Here is an 18,533-nt window from a genome sequence, read left to right as displayed (position 1 = left end):
GCTTTAAAACACTTGTTGCTATTTTTATTTTCATATCGGTTTAGTGCGATAATTTTAAAACAACAAAGCTCTATCAATTGTAATGAGTTAACGTTAAAATCAATAGTTGATATGAAATTAACACTAGTTAACATTTTTTAGGGATAGACTGAGATTATCAATATTGTCAGGTTAATATAGTTTAAAACAGATAGTAATGAAACGAACTAGCGTAGTGTTACGATTACTTGCCTACAAATGGCCGTAGCTGTTATTACAAATGATCATTATACCTAGTTTGTCAACCATAGATTTTGATATAGAACAGAAATAATTTTTTAATATTGAAGGTAAATAAAGGTGATTACATGGCAAAAGATGAAAATGTCAACATTACAGATATTGTAGAAAAAGTAAAAGAATATCTATCTGATGAAGATGTTGCTTTAATTGAACATGCTTATGAATTTGCGAAAGAGGCTCATAAAGACCAATTTCGTAAATCTGGGGAACCATATATTATTCATCCAGTACAAGTTGCAGGTATACTTGCTGAGCTGTTAATGGATGCAGAAACAATTTCAGCTGGTTTTCTGCATGACGTTATTGAGGATACAGATGTAACGTTTGAACAAATTGAAGAAGAATTTAATCATGAAATAGCTGCACTTGTAGATGGTGTAACAAAACTTGGTAAAATTCGCTACGAAACAAAAGAAGCGCAACAAGCAGAAAACCATCGGAAAATGTTTGTGGCAATGGCAAGAGATATCCGTGTTATCATGATTAAGTTAGCTGACAGGTTGCATAATATGAGGACATTAAAGCATTTACCTCCTGAAAAGCAAAGACGTATTTCTAATGAAACTTTGGAAATCTTCGCTCCACTGGCTCATCGTTTAGGAATTTCTACGATAAAATGGGAGTTAGAGGATACGGCATTACGTTATCTTAATCCGCAGCAATATTATCGTATTGTTCAGTTAATGAAGCAGAAAAGAGAAGAAAGAGAATCTTACATTCAAGAAGTCATTGATGATCTTTCCCAGGAATTTAAAGCTGTTAATATTAAGGCAGAGATGTCTGGGCGTCCAAAACATTTATATAGTATTTATCAAAAAATGGTTAATCAGAAAAAGCAATTTAATGAAATATATGACCTTCTTGCTGTGCGAATTTTAGTTGATAATATTAAGGATTGCTATGCAGTCTTAGGTATTATTCATACAAATTGGAAACCAATGCCTGGCAGATTTAAGGATTATATTGCCATGCCAAAACAAAATCTATATCAATCTTTGCATACAACGGTGATAGGACCTAAAGGTGATCCGCTTGAGGTGCAAATTCGTACCAAGGAAATGCATGATATTGCCGAATACGGAATTGCGGCTCATTGGGCATATAAAGAAGGCAGACAAGCAAAAGGGAAAAGTTCCTTTGAAGAAAAGCTGTCTTGGTTCCGGGAAATATTGGAATGGCAAAGCGATACCCATGATGCAGAAGAGTTTATGGAGTCGCTTAAGATTGATCTTTTTTCAGATATGGTTTATGTTTTCACGCCAAAAGGAGAGGTTATCGAATTACCGTCTGGCTCCATTCCGATTGATTTTGCTTATAAGATTCATACAGAAATTGGTAATAAAACCATTGGAGCAAAAATCAATGGAAAAATGGAGCCTTTGGACTATGAACTACAAAATGGAGATATTGTTGATGTCATGACGTCTAAGCACTCCTATGGCCCATCACAGGATTGGTTGAAAATGGTTCAAACCTCCCAAGCTAAAAGTAAGATAAAACAATTTTTCAAAAAACAACAGCGTGATGAAAATATTGTTAAAGGAAGAGAAGCTGTTGAAAGAGAAATACGCTCCTTTGATATCGAGCCAAAAGAAGTATTGACTCCAGATAATTTGCAACGTGTATTTGACAAATTCAATTTTACAAATGAAGAAGATATGTATGCTGCTGTTGGCTATCAGGGCATTACTGCAGCACTCATCGCTACCCGGTTGACCGAAAGAATCCGTCATTCACGGGAAGTAGATCAAGATCTGGAAACAAAAATAGAAGAAGTAAAAACGGATAAAGCAAGACCATCTTCTAAGAAAGATTCAGGTATTGAAGTTGCGGGTGTTAATAATTTACTTGTACGAATAGCAAAATGTTGTAATCCTGTACCTGGTGACGATATTTTGGGGTATATTACCAAAGGCAGAGGAGTATCTGTCCACCGTGCAGATTGCCCAAATGTACAGACCGAATAAGCAAGGCAGCGATATATTGATGTAAAATGGAAAAATCAATATGCAGAACGTAAACAATATCATGTAGACTTGGAGATTACTGGATATGATCGTCGTGGTCTTCTTAATGAGGTATTACAAGCTGTCAATGAAACAAAAACCAATATTACACATGTTAACGGCAAATCGGACCGGAATAAAATGGCTGTTATTCAATTAACAATTTTAATCCATAATACCAACCATTTGAGGAAAGTAGTGGATCGAATAAAACGAATTCGGGAAGTATATACCGTTACAAGAACAGTTCAATAAGGAGCGTTTATTGTTATGAAAGTAGTATTACAACGGGTGAAGGAAGCTTCTGTCATCGTTGGAAATGAAAAAGTTGGTGCCATACAGAAAGGCTTTCTTTTGCTTGTTGGTGTGACACATGAAGATAACGAAGAAGATCTAAAGTACCTTGTGAATAAGATTGTTCACTTACGTATTTTTGAAGATGACAATGATAAAATGAATCATTCGATTAAAGATGTAGAAGGAAGTATTTTATCTGTATCTCAATTTACATTATATGGAGATACGAAGAAAGGCAGACGTCCGAGCTTTATCAAAGCAGCAAAGCCTGACGAAGCAAAAGCTTTATATGAATCATTTAACGAAGCTTTACGCGCAGAAGGTATCGTGACAGAAACAGGAACATTTGGAGCAATGATGGATGTCAATCTAGTAAATGACGGACCTGTGACGTTAATTTTGGATAGCAAAGACAGATAAGAGAGTGTGAAGAATAAGGTTAGTCTTTTGTGGAGATGCTATAAAAACTTAAAGAGAGTGTTTAAAAAGTCCCCGAATGATAAGCGGCGAAGTCAAGTTCTTGTACTAAAACCGCTAATGTTCCGGAGTCGGGAATTTCGTCAGCCGACTTGGCTCTTTCAATCAAACTTTTTAAACGCGCCCTTAAATCGTTTTAAAGGAGAATTTAAGTTATGCATCGAGACACAAAACAGCGTAATGTCAATAATTATTCAGAATTACTGATGACTGATTTCCATCATTTTCTTAAAATGGAACAATCCTCTACCTATTTAGAAATAGCAACAGAACTTGGAATTTCCATACAGGAAGTAAAACAATTAAAAAAAAGGTTAGGTCGCCCTTGACATTGCGGGAAACTAACCTTATTATTATAATCATTCCATTTCCATAGGATATGGTCACTTCTGCATCGCCAGAAGAACATAGGCAGTGTCAGCAGAAGTTCTTAAAATTAAATGAATGAAACCGTTGAAGGAAAAAGTAATATAAGTACTGATAGCAAGAGAGTAGTTGTCATTGGCTGGAAGCAACTATCTATACGGCTTATATGAAAGACATTCTGGAGGAGTTATATCGAATGAGATGAGTAGATATAAACGTGTTGCAGGCGTTAACTGATAAAGGTGGATATCTTTTGGTATCAACTAGGGTGGCAACGCGGGAAAAACCCGTCCCTTATTTTTTATAATAAGGGACGGGTTTTTTGTATTGTCCAATAAGAAATGCGTTATGTAACGGTAAAAGTTGCCGGCAACCAGAAAATGAATTTCATTAGTGTTCTGTAAATTTGTGAAGGAGGAAATAAAATGGCTATGAAAGCTCCAAGAGGAACAGTAGATATATTGCCAGAGGATTCGGTAAAATGGCAATACGTTGAAAGTAAAATTAAAGAAATATGTCATGCGTATCATTATCATGAAATACGTACGCCGATTTTTGAACATACAGAGGTGTTTCAGCGTGGAGTAGGAGATTCTACCGATATTGTACAAAAGGAAATGTATACCTTTGAAGACCGTGGAGGGAGAAGTATTACACTTCGTCCAGAAGGAACTGCTGCTGTAGCTCGTGCATTTGTTGAAAATAAATTATATGGTAGTCCGAATTTACCAGAAAAACTTTATTACTTTGGTTCCATGTTTCGTTATGAGCGCCCGCAAAAAGGGAGAATGCGTCAATTAAATCAATTCGGTGTAGAAGCAATGGGTAGTGAAGATCCGGCAATCGATGCGGAAGTAATTGATTTGGCAATGCAAATTTATCGCAGTTTAGGTTTGAAATCTCTAAAGCTCGTGATTAATTCATTGGGTGATAAGGAAAGTCGTCAGGCACACCGTGACGCCCTTGTAGCTCATTTTGATCCGTATCGTGAAGAGCTATGCTCCGATTGTCAATCACGATTGGATAATAACCCATTACGTGTACTGGATTGCAAAAAAGATCGTGACCATCCGGCTATGAAAACAGCGCCGTCTATCTTGACCTATTTAAACGAAAAGTCTCAAACTTATTTTGAGCAGGTTAAAGCTTATTTAAATGCTATGGGAATAGCTTATACAGTAGATCCTAATTTAGTCCGCGGTTTAGATTATTACAATCACACAGCCTTTGAAATTATGAGTGAAGCAGATGGGTTTGGTGCAATCACAACGCTTGCCGGCGGTGGCCGGTATGATGGACTAATTAACGAATTTGGTGGTCCAAATACACCGGGAATCGGTTTTGGAATGGGATTAGAACGTTTATTAATGGCTCTTCAAGTAGAAGGTATAGATATCCCTGTTGATACAAAATTAGACTGCTTTGTAGCAGGATTTGGTTCTGAAAAAGTACGTACAGAAGCTGTGAAGCTTGTTCATCAGTTGCGTGCATCTGGTATTCAAGTGGATACAGATTATCAACAACGCAAAATGAAAGGACAGCTTAAAGCAGCCGATCGATTAAAAGCACGATTTGTGATATTTTTAGGTGATGATGAACTCGAAAAACAAAAAGTGACTGTTAAAAATATGGAAACGGGAAATCAAAAAGAGGTTTCCATAAATGATATAGTTAGTGAATTTAAAGCGTTATTGGAGGAGAGTTAGAAAATGACAGAACGTGTTTTATCAGGACACTTAACTGAAAAAGAAATAGAAAAAGAAGTTAGGCTGAAAGGGTGGGTTCAAAAACGGCGCGACCTGGGGGGACTTATTTTCATTGATTTACGTGATAAGTCCGGAATCATTCAAATCGTTTTTAATCCAGATTATTCCGGGGAAGCATTAGAAATAGCTGAAAGCATCCGTTCTGAATATGTGATTGATGTGGTCGGGAAGCTTGTGCTACGTGATGAAGCAACCATTAATCCATCTATTGCGACTGGTAAATTAGAAGTGTTGGCTACCTCGATCACTGTATTGAATAAAGCAAAAAACCCGCCGTTTATGATCCAGGATGATGTCAATATTGCGGAAGATATACGTTTAAAATACCGTTATTTAGATCTGCGCCGGCCAGGCTTGCAGGAAACCTTTAAGCTGCGCCATCAAACAACACAAAGCATCCGCAACTATTTAAATAAAAATGAATTTTTAGAAATGGAAACACCTATTTTAACAAAAAGTACCCCAGAAGGAGCACGTGATTACCTTGTTCCCAGCCGTGTACATCCAGGTGAATTTTATGCGTTGCCGCAATCTCCGCAATTATTTAAACAATTAATCATGATGAGCGGTTTTGAACGTTATTATCAAATCGCACGTTGTTTCCGTGATGAAGATTTGCGTGCGGATCGTCAACCGGAATTTACACAGGTTGATATTGAAACATCTTTCTTAACAAGTGATGAAATTATGACCATGACGGAAGAAATGATGAAAGAAGTCGTTAAAGAAGTTAAAGATGTGGAGATTAATCTACCTTTACAACGGATGCCTTATGATGAGGCAATGGACCGTTTTGGTTCTGATAAGCCGGACACACGTTTTGGATTGGAGTTAATTCATGTGTCTGACATCGTAGCTGACTCTGGTTTTAAAGTATTTAAACAAGCAGTAGAGAATGGCGGAAAAGTAGCATTATTAAATGTAGAAGGTGCTGCAGACAACTATTCAAGAAAAGATATTGATAAATTAACCGAGTTTGTCAATGTATATGGTGCAAAAGGTTTAGCTTGGTTAAAAGTAGAGGAAGGAGAAGTGAAAGGGCCAATCAGTAAATTTTTATCAGATGATGAAAAAGAAGCGATCGTGGATAAAGCAAATGCAAATAGTGGAGATTTACTATTATTTGTAGCTGATAAATCATCTGTTGTCTATGATAGCCTGGGAGCCTTACGTTTAAAACTAGGAAAAGATTTAGAACTGATTGACGAGGAAGTATTTCATTTCTTATGGGTGACAGACTGGCCATTATTTGAATACGATGAGGAATTAGGCCGCTATTTCGCAGCCCATCATCCATTTACAGCACCAATTGAAGTAGACAGAGATAAGCTGTTATCGGATCCGGTTAATGTGCGTGCTAATGCATATGACTTAGTTTTAAACGGGTATGAACTTGGCGGTGGATCTATCCGTATTCATCAAACAGAACTTCAAAATCAAATGTTTAAAGCTCTCGGGTTCACAGAGGAAGAAGCGAAAGAGCAATTTGGTTTCTTATTGGATGCCTTAGAATATGGGGCACCTCCCCATGGAGGAGTTGCACTTGGTTTAGACCGGATTATTATGCTTTTAGCAGGACGTTCTAATCTGCGTGATACCATCCTTTTCCCTAAAACAGCATCTGCTTCCGATTTAATGACAGAGGCTCCTAGTGAAGTAAGTGGAGATCAACTGCAGGAATTGTCAATTGCATTAGCAAAAAAAAGTGAGCAAAACGAGTAAAATAGTAAAATATGCACGATATTAAGAAGTATCGTGCATATTATTACAGGAATAAATAATGAAAATTGTGAAATAAAAACAAACAAAACCTCAAGAATCTTGTGTTTATTTGCATTTTCATATAAAATAAAACAACCTTCTAGTTGAAGAATCGGTTGAAATAATTAAAGGAGCTGAATGATAGAAACCATGGAAAATAAATTACAGAACAATCATCGAACAGCAAAAGAGTATGTCCAGGAAGTCTATGAAGAACTAAAGAATAGAAACAGTCATGAGACAGAATTTTTACAAGCAGTCGAAGAAATTGTCGAATCGTTAGAAGGTGTTTTTGAGAAGCACCCTAAATACATGGAATTAGGAATACTAGAAAGAATTGTAGAACCAGAACGTTTAATTGCTTTTCGTGTGCCTTGGATAGATGATGAAGGAAAGGTTCAGGTAAACCGTGGATACCGGGTTCAGTTTAGCAGCGCAATTGGGCCGTATAAAGGCGGGCTTCGTTTTCATCCAACCGTAAATACAAGTATTATTAAATTTTTAGGCTTTGAACAAATCTTTAAAAACTCTTTAACAGGTCAACCTATAGGCGGAGGAAAAGGCGGATCAGATTTTGATCCAAAAGGAAAATCAGATTTAGAAATTATGCGTTTTTGTCAAAGTTTTATGTCAGAATTATCTAGACATATTGGGCCGGATACGGATGTGCCTGCTGGAGACATTGGTGTAGGCGCAAGAGAGGTTGGCTATCTTTACGGTCAATATAAAAAAATGAAAGGTGCCGTCGAACCTGGCGTTTTAACAGGAAAAGGCTTAGGTTTTGGAGGCAGCTTAGCACGTAAAGAAGCAACAGGATACGGTACTGTTTACTTTGTACAAGAAATGCTCAAAGACCATGGTCAAGATTTTTCTGGAAAAACAGTTGTTGTATCCGGATCAGGAAACGTATCTATCTATGCAATGGAAAAAGCAGCTGAATTTGGTGCTAAAGTAGTGGCATGTAGTGATTCTAATGGATATATTTATGATAAGAACGGTATCGATGTTGAATTGGTGAAGCAAATCAAGGAAGTAGATAGAGACCGTATTAATATATACTTAGAAACCTATCCAAATGCAGAGTATGTTGCTAATGGGCCCGTTTGGGAAATCCCGTGTGAAGTAGCTTTACCTTGTGCGACACAAAATGAAATTGACGAAGAAACAGCAAAAACGTTAATTAAAAATGGTGTTATCGCAGTTGGAGAAGGAGCTAATATGCCATCATCTTTAGAAGCGATTAACCAATTCTTAGAAAACAACGTATTATTTGCCCCTGCAAAAGCAGCAAATGCCGGTGGCGTAGCTGTTTCTGCTTTAGAAATGGCGCAAAACAGCAGCCGTGTAGCTTGGAGTTTTGAAAAAGTTGATGAAAAGCTGCAAGACATCATGCGTAATATTTATCAAAACAGTGTTCAAGCTGCAAACGAGTATGGAAAACCAGGAAATCTTGTTGCAGGAGCAAACATTGCTGGATTCTTAAAAGTTGCAGATGCTATGATAGAACAAGGAATTATTTAGTCAAAAATACTCTAAAAGTACATGTTCAAAGTGGTTGGCGACTTTTTGGATATGTTAGACAATATATTATTTGTACTTTGAATAAATATATGCTAATATTATAGAAAATTAATCATTAACCAATCCTGATGTGTTCGTTAACAATTGGTATTTTGACCGAACAACTATAAGTTAGGGAGTCCGCGCAGTCTTTAAAGTGCATGCATGCCTCATGCAGGAAGCATAATAACTTTAAAGCAGGACACCCACCTGCCAAAAGCGGGATCAAAACTTTATTGTTGAACGGCACTATCGGGATTACGCAAAAAATACTGCACAAAATTGTGCAGTATTTTTTGTATATTATCGATGGATATAGGGATAGCCCGTATAAATGTATTGGCGGCTATGCACTCTAAATTAATTTGAACCTTGTGCAAGCTGCTCTAAATTTCCGTTTTTATCCATACGGAAGGAAGGCGAGCTAACAAGATTTGTGTCTTCAAAAACTGTCATCTTACGAGCACGATCCATGATCTGGATAAATGTTTGATAATCTTCTTTCATCGCTTGCAGCTGTTGCTCTGTATCTGCTAATTTCTTTTGTAATTCTTCTACCTTTGTTTGTAAAGAGCTGTTCTCGCTTTCTAACGATTGTAGAGAAGATTTCGATTGATTAGAAGTATATAATTCTTTCTTTAATGATTTTAAATACTTAATCACCGTATCTAAATTGAATGTTGCAGTTGGTTCAAGGTTTGTTTGTACTACTGGCTCGTCTACAGTTTCTTCTTGTTGAGATGGAATGTGTTCTGAACTATCTATAGGATTAGCTTTTGGAACAGCTTGAACGGTTTTGTTTAATGCTCTTTTTCTTTCTTTTCTTTGTCTCTTTGCTAAATCAATTGCATTATCATATTTGTTACGTACTTCTGCATTCCATCTAAAACCACAAGCAGCTGAAGTACGGTTTAAGTGGTCTCCAACTTCTTCAAAAGCGTTTAGCTGGGTGCTTCCCTCACGAATATGTCTCAATACTGTTTCTGCCAATAATAGATCATCCTCATGAGACCAAGCGTCTTGTCTTACTTTTACCATTTTATTCACTCCTCATAATTCAGAAAAACGTACACACATTTGTTATTTAATGAATGCAAGTTCTTCTTATATTTGGCACGTTAAAATATCAAATTTTCCTAACGTACTAGAAAGATTATAGTAATCTCTATTCTTTCCAGAGGAGTCTAAAAATATACATGATTTTATAATTATAGAGTTTATTTCTTCAGGTTTAATTATCCTACTTTTTATTAATCCGTTCATATACTTGTTTTAGTGCACCTTCAAATTTTCCTGTTTCTTTTGGTGTATAATAGTTTCGGTTTTTAATCGTATCTGGCAAATATTGTTGTTTTACCCATGCTCCGGGATAATTATGTGGATATTTATAATCTATTCCTCTACCAAGCTTATTAGCTCCAGAGTAATGTGCGTCTTTTAAGTGTGCTGGAATCTCACCACTTTTCCCCTTATGAATATCATCTAAGGCTGCATCCAGCGCTTTATAAGCAGTGTTTGATTTTGGTGACAGAGCCAGCTCTACAACAATATTAGCCAACGGGATTCTTGCTTCTGGAAAACCGAGTCGTTCTGCAGCTTGAACAGCTGCCACAGCACGGGGTCCAGCTTGCGGACTTGCCAAACCAATATCTTCATAGGCAATAACAATCATCCTTCTAGCGATACTGTCTAAATCACCAGCTTCTATCAGGCGCCCTAAATAATGAAGCGCGGCATCAGCATCACTTCCGCGTATCGATTTTTGAAAAGCGCTTAAAACATCGTAATGAGCATCTCCATCTTTATCATGAGAAAAACTTTTCTTCTGCATACATTCTTCAGCAATTTCCAGCGTTATCTCAATTTGCTCATCGGCACCTGGCGGGGTAGAGCTGACAGCCAGCTCTAAGCCGTTTAATGCAGCACGCAGGTCTCCATTGGCTGAAATAGCGAAGTGTTCTAAAGCATCATCATGGATATAGATATTTTTATCACCATATCCATTGGTTGTATCTTGTATAGCACGCTGTAATGCTGTTTTAACATTTTCAAGTGTTAAACCGTGTACTTCAAATAAGTGACAACGGCTTCTTATAGCCGGATTAATGGAATGATAAGGATTGCTTGTTGTACAACCAATCAACGTCAATAAATTGTTCTCTAAATGCGGCAGTAAAAAATCTTGTTTTGCTTTATCCAGACGATGTACCTCATCTAAAATAAGTACCGTTTGTCCTTGCATTTTTGCCTGTTCGACAACAATTTCCATATCTTTCTTTTTGTCAGTTACAGCATTTAACGTTTTGGATGGGAGTCCAATAGTTTCTGCTAAGGCAAAGGCCATGGATGTTTTTCCCGTACCGGGCGGCCCAAATAAGATCATGGAAGAGAGCTGGTTCGCTTTAACCATACGATCAATTATTTTCCCTTGACTTACCAAGTGTTCTTGTCCTATAATGTCATCTATGTTTTTTGGTCGCATTCGATATGCTAGTGGTTGTTTATACATGAAATAACTTCCTTCATCTGCATAGTATTCTATTAGCTTAAAGCGAATATAGAAGAAATGCAAGAGGTTAACAGTCATGCTATAATAGGTATAGCTCTATAAGAAGTTAAAAAAGATGACATGACGGGAAAGGAAACTTCTACTGGAATTTCCGCGTTTTGTGGCAGGAGTAAAAGTTAGCACAGCACATGCAAGTTCGTGTTAAAATACTCATGAATTTAAAAGAAGTTTATATGCTCCGTTCCTCAAAGGCAGGAAGCTTTGAACTTTTGATGCTCAATATGTTTAAAAAGGTATACGAATGCTTACAGTAGTAAGAGCAACTGTTGTTTTTGACGGGACAAGTAAATGAATTTATAGGACGTCTAATTCAATGGCCGGCTTGATCTTTATCACGGAGAACCGCCCGTAAAATTCCCGCCTCAAAATAAAGAGCGAAAATAAATTAATTTAGGCGGGAGATAACGGGTGCTACCTCCCCGAATCACTAAGGGTAATTCAGTGGGAGAATGAAGGAAGCAGACTAAGTTCGCGACGTCCTGGGACTGCGGTTACTCGTCCCACCGGAAACATTTGGGACTGGGGCTGCGATTACCAATGTTGTCAGGTTAATGAATTTTTTAATATTATATTGGTTACAGATAAATAGCAACTATCAAGCGTAGTGTTTTTCCGGAGCGGTTGATTAACCTGACAACATTGCTGCGGTTACTCGTCCCATCGTAAAGAGTTGTGCGTCGAAAAACTCACACTGAATGAAGTTTCGTTATATTATCATGCATGTCGTACACATGATAATATAAAATAATCAAATTTGTATAGATGGAATTAAATAATGTAGGTTATTTAATACATGTTATAGAATAAACAAAGTATATAAAGAAAATGAAAGTAAAAAATTGAGGTGTATGTGATGAAAATTTCAACTAAAGGAAGATACGGACTGACGATAATGATAGACTTGGCAAAGAATGAAGGAAATGGCCCCATTTCTCTGAAGGTAATTGCAAAGGATAATGACTTGTCAGAACATTATTTAGAACAGCTTGCTTCCCCATTAAGAAATGCTGGGTTAATTAAAAGTATACGTGGCGCTTATGGAGGTTATCAATTAGCTAAAAAACCGAATGAAATTACAGCTGGTGATGTCATTCGAGTGTTAGAGGGGCCGTTAACCATTGTAGAAGGCATGGAAAATGAAAAACCGGCGCAAGCTTCTTTATGGCTGCAAATCAGAGATGCGGTAAAAGATGTATTAGAGAAAACAACGCTGGAGGACTTGGCAAATTATGATGGTAGTGATGAAGGTCCGACAGAGGCTTATATGTTTTATATTTAAGAGGATGTAAAAAAGTTCATTAAAATGAAATGGTGAAAAAGGAGACTGTACGAAGAACGTCCCTGTCATGCGGACAATGTAGAAGCCGCTACAACACGTAAGAAGTGCGTTGACGAATTATTCTGATGCGACGAGTTAGTTATTGGCATAAACCCAGGACGTCGCGTTCTTAGCCTGTTGATCCTATTTATCGGACTTTTTGAACACGTACTTTAAAAGCTTAGAAAGGATTTTGACTCATGGAAGCAATATATTTAGATCATGCTGCCACATCTCCCATGGCAAAAGGAGTTGTTGAAGCAATGATTCCTGTCTATGAAGGAATCATTGGCAATGCATCAAGTGTTCATTCTTTTGGACGGAAGGCAAGACAGCAACTGGATGCTTCAAGACAAGCTTTAGCTGCGTCCATTGGTGCAAATGAAAAGGAGCTTATTTTTACAAGTGGTGGAACAGAAGCTGATAACATGGCCCTTGTAGGGGTAGCAGAAGCAAGCCAGGATAAAGGCAACCATATTATTACCTCCGTACAAGAACATCATGCGACTTTGCACACGGCAGAAAAATTAGAGAAACAAGGCTTCCGTGTAACCTATTTACCAGTAAATGAAAAAGGCCTCGTTTCCATTCAGGATTTGGAAGAGGTTTTAACAGACGATACTATTCTCGTTTCCATTATGTATGTAAACAACGAAACAGGCGTCATCCAGCCTGTCGCTGAAATAGGAGAGCTGTTAAAGAACCATCAGGCCTATTTTCATACAGACGCCGTGCAGGCCTATGGACTGATTGACATCAATGTGCATGAGCAAAACATAGATTTATTAACTGCTACTGCGCATAAAATCGGCGGTCCTAAAGGAATCGGCTTTTTATATGCAAATGAAAAAGTTTCTATGAGCCCGATCCAATTCGGGGGAGAACAAGAAAGAAAACGCCGTCCCGGTACAGAAAATATACCGGCAGCAGTCGGTTTTGAATTAGCATCGAATATCGTGCTGGAAACGAAAGCAGCAAGAAATCAACAGTATCAGAAGTATAAACAAATTTTAACAGATACCTTCACAGAAGCAGGCATTGATTTTGCTATAAATGGAGAACCTGGAAAGACGGTTTCTACGATTATAAATATCAGTTTTCCAGGGACAAATGTAGAAGCATTGCTTGCTAATTTTGATTTAAGCGGTGTTGCTGCTTCAAGTGGAAGTGCGTGTACGGCTGGAAGTATAGAACCTTCCCATGTATTATCTGCGATGTATGGACCGGACAATCCAGTGACAACAAATTCGATTCGATTTAGTTTTGGACTGGCCAATACGGAAGATAATGTGAAAGAGGCAGCAGATAGAATTGCAAGTATTGTAAAACGATTAACAAGTTAAAGGAGGGGCGACAATGAAAGATAAAAAAAACACACGTGTTGTTGTTGGAATGAGCGGTGGAGTCGACTCTTCAGTTGCAGCACTATTATTAAAAGAACAAGGATATGATGTTGTCGGTATATTTATGAAAAACTGGGATGATACAGATGAATTTGGAGTCTGTACGGCGACAGAAGATTTTGATGATGTTGTTCGGGTATGTAATCAATTAGATATTCCATATTACTCCGTAAACTTTGAAAAACAGTATTGGGAAAAAGTGTTCACTTATTTCCTGGATGAATATAAAGCCGGAAGAACACCGAATCCGGACGTGATGTGTAATAAAGAAATTAAATTCAAAGCATTCCTTGACCATGCGCTCTCTTTGGGAGCGGATTACTTAGCTACGGGGCATTACGCACAAGTAGCAAGAGACGAAGATGGGAACACACAAATGCTTCGCGGTGCTGATGATAATAAGGACCAAACGTATTTCTTAAACCAATTAAGCGAAGATGTACTAGAAAAAGTGATGTTTCCGTTAGGTCATTTGCCAAAGCCAGAAGTACGTAAAATTGCTTCAGAATATGGGTTGGTTACAGCATCGAAGAAAGATTCTACTGGAATTTGCTTTATTGGAGAACGAAATTTTAAGAGCTTCTTAAGTGAATATTTACCTGCACAACCAGGGAAAATGATGACGCTGGATGGTGTGGAAAAAGGAACGCATGATGGGTTAATGTACTATACGATTGGACAGCGTCAAGGCCTGGGCATCGGAGGTTCCGGTGATCCTTGGTTTGTTGTAGGAAAAAATTTAAAAGATAATTATTTATATGTTGCACAAGGATATCATAATGAATTTCTATATTCTGATGCATTAGTGGCAACCGACATTAATTGGATTCAACCTGAAAAAATAGAAGAAACATTTACTTGTACCGCTAAATTCCGCTATCGTCAAAAAGATTCAGAGGTAACCGTTACAGTAAAAGATGAAAAAGCATATGTCGTATTTAAAGACAGTCAACGGGCAATCACCCCCGGACAAGCTGTCGTATTTTATCAAGGTGATGTTTGTCTTGGCGGCGGAACAATTGACGAAATTATAAAAGATGATCAAGCGTTGCAATATGTTGGTTAGCAGAGGACGTGCAGGCAGGGAGGAAATAAATTGGATAAAAATCAGCAGGCAATTACACTGCTAAATGAAAAAAAGTATGAAGAAGCAGCAAAACTGTTTAATGAAGTAATTGAAGAATCTCCCCAAGACCCATTGGGCTATATTAATTTTGGTAATCTTTTAATGCAGTTAAATGAAGTGGAAAAGGCGGAACGGTTCTTCCAACGTGCAATTGAATTGGATGAAAATGCTGCAACTGCGTATTATGGTTTAGGCAGCCTTTACTTTGATCAGGAAAACTTTGAGAAAGCTGCTCAAAACTTTTTAAAGGCAATTGAACTGGGTCTAGAAGAAGCGGACGCTTACTTTATGCTCGGTATGTGCTTCCGTAATCAGGAACAGTGGAAGTTATCTTTACCATATTTGCTGCGTGCAACAGAATTAGATTCACAGGATGAAAGCTTTTTGTTTCAATACGGTTTATCTTTAGCGCAAGGTGAATTTCTGGATGAAGCACAAAATATATTCGAAAAAGTGCTTGAAATAAATGAAGAGCATAGTGACGCTTATTATAATTTAGGTGTCATTGCATTATTCCATGAACAGATAAAGCAAGCTTTAAATCACTTTGAAAAAGCACTGGAATTACAGTCAGATCATGTGTTGGCTGCAAATGGAAAGGAAATTGCGTTACAGTATATGGAGCCATTTGAGGACAAATAAGGGGTAATCAGCATGGGAAACCAGATAGAAACAAAGGAAGCACTGCCTTTTGTAACGGGAACTATCATAAATACCATTTTTCGTAATGAGGCAGAGCATTTCTCTATCGTCCGAATTAAAATCACAAAAACAAACCTTGATTATGAAGATAAAGAAATCATTGTGAAAGGGTATTTTGATCAATTACAAGATCAGACTGCCTATTGTTTTTATGGATCAATGGAAAAGCATCCCCGCTATGGTTCACAATTAAAAGTACAATCCTATGAGACAATATTGCCAACAACAAAGGATGGTCTTGTTCAATACCTGTCCAGTGATTTATTTTATGGAGTCGGCAAAAAAAGTGCCTTAAAAATTGTTGAAGCGTTAGGAGAAAGCGCAGTTTCGAAAATTATTGATAATCCATCTGTTTTAGACAACGTTTCTGGCGTATCAAAAGAAACTGGTAAGAAACTGGCTGAGCGGCTCAGAGAAAATCAAGGGTTTGAACGCGTTGCAGTTAAATTATCAGAATATGGAATTGGACTAAAAATGGCTCAGGTTATTTACCAGACCTATCGCGATGAAGCATTAGAGGTTCTGGAGAAGGATCCATATCAATATGTTTTTGATATTGAAGGTTTTGGATTTAAAATGGCAGATCAAATAGCCTCTGGGCAAGGTATTTCGCATACCCATGAAAGCCGGATTGGTGCAGGAGTTATTTATATCCTTCAACAAAGTATTCAGGCAGGACATGTTTATCTTCCGTTTGAAAAATGTATGGAAGAGGTTGTTCATTTACTGCGTCTTCCTAATCCTGATCAGAACACTGTTTCCGAAGTTATTATGCAATTGAATACAAAGAAACAGGTCATTGTTATGGAAGAACGTGTTTATTTACCTTCATTATATTATGCGGAGGATAATTTTACGGCTAGCTTAAAAAAAATCCTTACGAAACCGATAGAGGATGAAGTGCCTTTGTCGGAGCTTTTGAAAATAACGGGTGATATTGAGGAAGAAGAGTCATTAAGCTATGGAAAAGAGCAATTTGATGCTATCGTTCAAGCGATCCACTCGAAAATTATGATTTTAACGGGTGGTCCAGGGACTGGTAAAACGACAGTGATCACGGGAATTATCCAAGCATTTGCCAAAATTCATGAGCTTTCTTTAAATCTATCGGATTATCAGAAAAAAGATAGCTTCCCGTTTATTCTAACAGCCCCTACCGGACGTGCTGCAAAAAGAATGTCCGAATCTACTGGTTTGCCGGCAGTTACAATTCACCGATTACTTGGCTGGAATGGAATGGGCAGCTTTGAAAAAGATGAGCACGAACCTTTATCCGGAAAGCTGCTGATTGTTGATGAATTTTCTATGGTAGATACATGGTTAGCAAACCATTTATTTAAAGCTATTCCGGATACCATGCAGGTTATCCTGGTTGGAGATGAAGATCAGCTTCCATCGGTGGGCCCGGGTCAAGTTTTAACCGATCTGATGAAAAGTGACGTGTTGCCAGTTATCTCTTTAACAGATGTATATCGTCAAAAAGAAGGCTCTAAAATTATTCAGCTTGCCCATCAAATTAAAAATACGAATTGTGATAAAAATGCGTTGGAGAATGCACGTGATTTCAGTTTTATTTCCTGCCATGATTATCAGATGGTCAACGTATTGACATCGATTATTGATAAGGCGCAAAAAAAAGGAATTGATCCATCTTCTATCCAGGTCCTATCCCCCATGTATCGTTCGCAAGCAGGAATTCATGCGATTAATGAATCGTTGCAGCAATTAATTAATCCTCCTGGTGAAAAGAAACGGGAGATTGCTTTTCACGATGTTGTTTATCGCATCGGGGACCGTGTGATTCAATTAATTAATCAACCGGAGGACGGGATATTTAATGGAGATATTGGAGAAATAGTTGCTATTTTTAAGGCTGAGGAAAATGTCGAAAATGAGGAACAAATTGTAATAGCTTTTGAAGATAAAGAAGTTGTCTTTATTCGAAAAGATTATAATAACTTCACACATGCATTCTGTATTTCCATTCATAAATCACAAGGAAGCGAATTTCCAATTGTTATTCTGCCGGTTGTCTATTCCCATCATCGCATGCTGCGAAAAAACCTCCTATATACGGCAATTACAAGAGGAAAGGAATCGCTGATTATTTGCGGTGAAAAAGAAGCATTTATTAAAGGAGTCCAAACCGAAGACACGAACCGGAGGTACACCTCATTGCAGGAAATGCTGAATATTCAATTAGCCAATCAAAAAGCAGAGAAAAAAGAATATGAGACGGTAGAGGATATACCAGAGGAAGAATTATCTCCCTATGATTTTATGGATTAACCTGACAACATTGTTAAACGCAGTCCCATCTAAAACCCGACACAACTTACTTTTTACAAGTTGTGTCGGGTTTTTATGTTTATCCACGATTTAGATACTCAACTTTCGCAGCTTAAAAAGAAACTTCATTTCCAGAGACACAGGAGTGGATTGTTTATTTGATAACTTCCTTGACAAAGAATAGAAGGTAAGGTGTAAAGTTGCCGCTGCGGCGGACTGTTTTACTTTCCGACGTACAACGGTTTTTGATGGGGCGAGTAACCGCAGTCCCAGTGGGCAGCCCCGCAGAAAAAAGTGAACTTCTTTTTTCTACCCGCGGGCATAAGTGCGACTTTACTTCTGTCTGCGCCTGACGGCTTGCCAATCAGCAAGTCTTCTTTAAAGGAGGCTGAGCTCAAGTCCATGGAAAGCGTAGTGTTTTTCCGGAGCGGAGCTATGCACAATCACCAATTCCAAAATGGCCGGATATGTAACTAAAAAGCAAGCATGGTAATGAAGAACAGGTTCACCCTGAAACAGCAAGATATATATGCTTATTCTTAAGTGCGATAGTTGAGTTAGATAGTTTTAGTAGAAATACATTCATTGATTTACTGCTTCTTATTAAGCTT

The 18,533-nt window shown here is 37.7% G+C and carries 12 protein-coding genes, 1 other RNA gene, 1 pseudogene and 1 other annotated feature; of the genes and pseudogenes, 12 read left to right on the top strand and 2 right to left on the bottom strand.

All coding sequences use genetic code 11. From position 1 onward, the window contains the following. Positions 1-347: 347 nt before the first annotated feature. From BN986_RS15250 to ssrS, 7 genes and pseudogenes are all read left to right on the top strand, one after another. Positions 348-2,543, top strand: a pseudogene (locus BN986_RS15250) (RelA/SpoT family protein). Between the two features lie 15 nt (positions 2,544-2,558). After that, the gene (gene dtd, locus BN986_RS15245) at positions 2,559-3,005 is read left to right on the top strand and encodes a D-aminoacyl-tRNA deacylase (RefSeq protein ID WP_040981618.1); all 447 of its coding nucleotides are present in this window, start codon (positions 2,559-2,561) and stop codon (positions 3,003-3,005) included. A gap of 212 nt (positions 3,006-3,217) precedes the next feature. After that, positions 3,218-3,391, top strand: coding sequence for a hypothetical protein (locus BN986_RS27400; protein ID WP_187378567.1), 174 nt, complete (start codon positions 3,218-3,220; stop codon positions 3,389-3,391). A gap of 115 nt (positions 3,392-3,506) precedes the next feature. Then, positions 3,507-3,726: a binding site (T-box leader), on the top strand. 127 nt (positions 3,727-3,853) lie between these two features. Next, positions 3,854-5,134, top strand: coding sequence for a histidine--tRNA ligase (hisS, locus tag BN986_RS15240; RefSeq protein WP_040981616.1), 1,281 nt, complete (start codon positions 3,854-3,856; stop codon positions 5,132-5,134). 3 nt (positions 5,135-5,137) lie between these two features. Beyond that, on the top strand, positions 5,138-6,916 hold the full coding sequence (gene aspS, locus BN986_RS15235; protein WP_040981614.1) for an aspartate--tRNA ligase: 1,779 nt from the start codon (positions 5,138-5,140) through the stop codon (positions 6,914-6,916). Positions 6,917-7,105: 189 nt separating this feature from the next. After that, positions 7,106-8,476 carry an NADP-specific glutamate dehydrogenase gene (gene gdhA / locus BN986_RS15230; protein WP_040982203.1) on the top strand — a complete coding sequence of 457 codons (1,371 nt, stop codon included), beginning with the start codon at positions 7,106-7,108 and terminating at the stop codon, positions 8,474-8,476. A gap of 119 nt (positions 8,477-8,595) precedes the next feature. Next, positions 8,596-8,778, top strand: a non-coding RNA gene (gene ssrS, locus BN986_RS26280) — 6S RNA. A 97-nt stretch (positions 8,779-8,875) separates the two neighbouring features. Here the strand turns inward: ssrS and BN986_RS15225 are convergent. Both BN986_RS15225 and BN986_RS15220 read right to left on the bottom strand, forming a co-directional pair. Further along, the gene (locus BN986_RS15225; protein WP_040981611.1) at positions 8,876-9,553 is read right to left on the bottom strand and encodes an RsfA family transcriptional regulator; all 678 of its coding nucleotides are present in this window, start codon (positions 9,551-9,553) and stop codon (positions 8,876-8,878) included. Positions 9,554-9,755: 202 nt separating this feature from the next. Then, a complete protein-coding gene (locus tag BN986_RS15220; protein WP_040981610.1) occupies positions 9,756-11,024 on the bottom strand; it encodes a replication-associated recombination protein A in 1,269 nt (422 codons plus the stop codon). Between the two features lie 913 nt (positions 11,025-11,937). Here BN986_RS15220 and cymR point away from each other — a divergent pair. From cymR to recD2, 5 genes are all read left to right on the top strand, one after another. Beyond that, positions 11,938-12,363 carry a cysteine metabolism transcriptional regulator CymR gene (gene cymR / locus BN986_RS15215; RefSeq protein ID WP_040981608.1) on the top strand — a complete coding sequence of 142 codons (426 nt, stop codon included), beginning with the start codon at positions 11,938-11,940 and terminating at the stop codon, positions 12,361-12,363. A 239-nt stretch (positions 12,364-12,602) separates the two neighbouring features. Beyond that, on the top strand, positions 12,603-13,745 hold the full coding sequence (locus BN986_RS15210; protein ID WP_040981607.1) for a cysteine desulfurase family protein: 1,143 nt from the start codon (positions 12,603-12,605) through the stop codon (positions 13,743-13,745). Positions 13,746-13,758: 13 nt separating this feature from the next. After that, the gene (gene mnmA / locus BN986_RS15205) at positions 13,759-14,871 is read left to right on the top strand and encodes a tRNA 2-thiouridine(34) synthase MnmA (RefSeq protein ID WP_040981605.1); all 1,113 of its coding nucleotides are present in this window, start codon (positions 13,759-13,761) and stop codon (positions 14,869-14,871) included. A 30-nt stretch (positions 14,872-14,901) separates the two neighbouring features. Continuing rightward, complete coding sequence (locus BN986_RS15200) at positions 14,902-15,573, top strand: tetratricopeptide repeat protein (protein WP_040981603.1); 672 nt, start codon at positions 14,902-14,904, stop codon at positions 15,571-15,573. A 12-nt stretch (positions 15,574-15,585) separates the two neighbouring features. Beyond that, positions 15,586-17,922 (top strand): SF1B family DNA helicase RecD2, encoded by a 2,337-nt coding sequence (gene recD2 / locus BN986_RS15195; RefSeq protein WP_040981601.1) that lies wholly within the window; start codon positions 15,586-15,588, stop codon positions 17,920-17,922. Positions 17,923-18,533 lie beyond the last annotated feature (611 nt).

It is taken from the genome of Oceanobacillus jeddahensis, from assembly GCF_000750635.1.
Classification (GTDB): Bacteria; Bacillota; Bacilli; order Bacillales; family Amphibacillaceae; genus Oceanobacillus; species Oceanobacillus jeddahense.
The sequence above is the reverse complement of the archived record's forward strand: the minus strand, read 5'-3'. Positions and strand labels throughout refer to the sequence as shown.